The 2,913-nt window shown below is 43.6% G+C and carries 4 protein-coding genes; all 4 read right to left on the bottom strand.

Translation table 11 applies throughout. The features are described from left to right. Positions 1–677 (bottom strand): RHS repeat domain-containing protein (locus A372_RS0100575; RefSeq protein WP_026010812.1); only part of this gene is annotated, 677 nt, incomplete at its 3' end. Next, positions 643–816: an RHS repeat-associated core domain-containing protein gene (locus A372_RS39390; RefSeq protein WP_083858694.1), complete on the bottom strand. Its 174-nt coding sequence runs from the start codon at positions 814–816 to the stop codon at positions 643–645. The genes A372_RS0100575 and A372_RS39390, both read right to left, overlap by 35 nt. A gap of 866 nt (positions 817–1,682) precedes the next feature. Then, positions 1,683–2,228: an SUKH-4 family immunity protein gene (locus A372_RS0100570; protein WP_019418917.1), complete on the bottom strand. Its 546-nt coding sequence runs from the start codon at positions 2,226–2,228 to the stop codon at positions 1,683–1,685. A gap of 6 nt (positions 2,229–2,234) precedes the next feature. Further along, on the bottom strand, positions 2,235–2,913 hold a 679-nt coding region (locus A372_RS32765; protein ID WP_019418916.1), incomplete at its 5' end, for an RHS repeat-associated core domain-containing protein.

Genomic DNA, 2,913 nt, shown 5'->3' with positions numbered 1-2,913 from the left:
ACATCGCCGTGCTGGTTGTTCAGATAGTAGTAGGAATCTCCCTTGCCATCCACCTGCGCCAGCCATTCATGGCCGCGGACATAGAACGCCTTGATGTTATGTTCCCCGTCCAGCTCGTTGACCATGTTCCATCCGTCATACACGAAACGGCTGGTCACGCCGTTCTCGCGGATGCCGCTGCGCAGCCCCTCCGGGTCATAGAAGTGGCGGATATGGCTGCCATCCGGCTTCTCCACCTTGGCGGTCCGGTTGAACGCGTCGTACGAATAGGTCGTGGTGCCGCTGCCAGAACGTTCAGAGACCATATTCCCCTGGCGATCGTATTCAAACTCGGTTTGGCGGTTGCCTTCATCTAACAGCGACAACAACCGATTGCGGCTGTCATAGGTATAGCTCGTTGTCTGACCGTCCAACACGCGGCGAATGCGGTTCCCCGCACGGTCGTAGCTGAACGACTCTTGCGCTCCGCTGCCGTAATCCACCTCCAGCAAGTGGTCCAGACGGTCGTAGCCGTACAGGGTTAGCTGATGATGCTCCATCTTGGCAATCTGGTTGCCGTTATTGTCGTAGCTATAGGTGTGCCGCATCAGGTCGCGGCCTTCTTGACTCGCCGCCCGTAGGCTCGTTATATGGCCGTCCCCGTCATATCCGTATTGGGACGTTGACTCCGCTGCCATACAGATTCAGACCATCGCCGCGGTACTCGTCCTCTTGCGTAAACCGGGCGATTACTGGGTTATAGAACCTCGCGCGCAGGTAATACTGCTCCGTCGTGTGATCATACTGCTCGCCCGCATAGCGGAAGCGGTTCGGGATGCCTTCTGTGGCGGATAGGGTGCGCCGAACGCGTCGTACTCATAGCTGTTTACAATACCGCCGAGGCGGTTCGTGATGTGCGCGACATCGCCGTGCTGGATGTTCAGGTAGTAGCAGGAATCTCCCCTGCCATCCGGCTGCGCCAGCAAGTCATGCCCGCGGACATAGAATGCTTTACGTGGTGCCTCTTTCATAGACTTCAAAGTTCAAATCGCGCTGGTAGTCAATTCGGCTGGGCGCGGCCATCCTTATCGAAAAGGCTTATTCCCTCTTAAATTGCAAGTTGGAATAAGCCTATGAATAGAGACGTCGAGTGTTAAACTATGTCGCTCTCAAACATTTTAAAGAAATTTATAGTTATTATTAGTTACTTGTATACATGGAACTTTTAGTCTAATTTCTTTCACTTCAAATGACATTGCTAAATATCAAAATATATATTAAGTCCTATCACTATCCAGTGACATACCTTGTCTAAATTACTTCCTAACTTCAAGAATTAACTACTTCGTAGAATCCAAGCTCTAAGTAAAAATTAGTTTCATCGCAATCATCATTTTATGCAACACCAATACTAATTTCCATAGCTGCATACCCTGCTATTCCAAAGTTCATCAGGAATATAATCGTGTCTACCATACTTTTTACCTAAGTCATTAAGTATCTTTCCACACGAATTTGAGGAGTATATTGAATTGACTAAGTAATGTTATTCTGACTTCACCCTCTATATCTGAGTAATCAATGAGCATTGACGAGAAACCTAATAAAGCATTTAAGTATATGAGCGCCCCCATGAGAGACAATATTTTCAATCACACTTTTGGGGGCAATCATAACGGTACTAATCCATTCTTTTGGTATACCTATTCATTTTTTAAATCTTCAAGCTCAATATTCCAAAAATTACCTTCTCGTAAAGACTGAGAATCTATTCGCGTTATTTCATTCATAATCCAATCTAACAACTCAGATGGAATATTATTATCAAGATACGCATCTTCACCATTAGTTTCGATTGCTTTATCTATCATGCTTGAAAAAAACAGTAGACATTCAGTAAATTGATTAATTGAAGAATTTATGAATACTTCTCTATTTTGATTACCACTATCAAGATATACTATATTACCACTTGAAGTTTTTACACAAATAAAATCCCCTGCTCCTGTAGTACCAATACAAAAATAATCATCAATGGATTCTGAATTGTTATAATTCTTAAAAGACAAATTTTGCGAGGTTCTAAATTCTAAGTATGGAGAAGCAGATTCAGGTAATCCAGCTTCTATTAAAAACATTTTAACTTCAGTAGAAAGTGAGACCTCTTCTAGGTCCACAAAAGAAAAATTTATTAGTTTTCCATTTTTCACAGGATCCCATTTCTGTCTAAACTCAAAAGGTGACAGCATACCGATTCATCTCCTTAGTATGGTATTTAATCTACTTGCAATTGTATCATCTACACCTGTTATTCCCCATTCTTTTTCAATATTATGAACTCCACCGTAGCCAGGATGTAAGGTGAGTGGCAAGGCAGCAGCTTGACCACCTTCTCCAATATGGTGGTGTCTAAATGGATCCTCTAAGTAATTCTTATATTGTGGGAAATGCTGTATAAAGTGTTCATCAACTACTGGAGCTCTACCTCTCCTAATTTCTGTTGCATTCTCTTCACTCCAAAACTCTGGATTTCTCTTCAGCAATTCTTTGAAGAATTTTTTAGAGTTTCTTTCCCAACCAGCAGAGTTAGTTCCCGAGGCTCCCTTTCCTTTATAATTCATTTCAACTAATAACCTTGGATCTATAAGATATTCTTTTGGGTAATTAGTTAAATCTCTTCCCCTATACCCTCTTATGGTATCAAGATCCCCCTCATTCTTACCACCCTTAGCATAAACATTTCCTTTTTCCTCGCACATATACCCGCTCGGGTCCACGTAATTAATCGGATTGTTTCCGACATACGCGTACAAATTCAGACCGTCGCCCCGGTACTCGTCCTCCTGCGTAAACCGGGCGATTACAGGGTTATAGAACCTTGCGCGCAGGTAATACTGCTCCGTCGTGTGATCGAATTGCTCGCCCGCATAGCGG

Origin of the sequence: Paenibacillus sp. OSY-SE (assembly GCF_000283315.1) — a bacterium.
Lineage (GTDB): Bacteria > Bacillota > Bacilli > Paenibacillales > Paenibacillaceae > Paenibacillus_B > Paenibacillus_B profundus.
The sequence above is the reverse complement of the archived record's forward strand: the minus strand, read 5'-3'. Positions and strand labels throughout refer to the sequence as shown.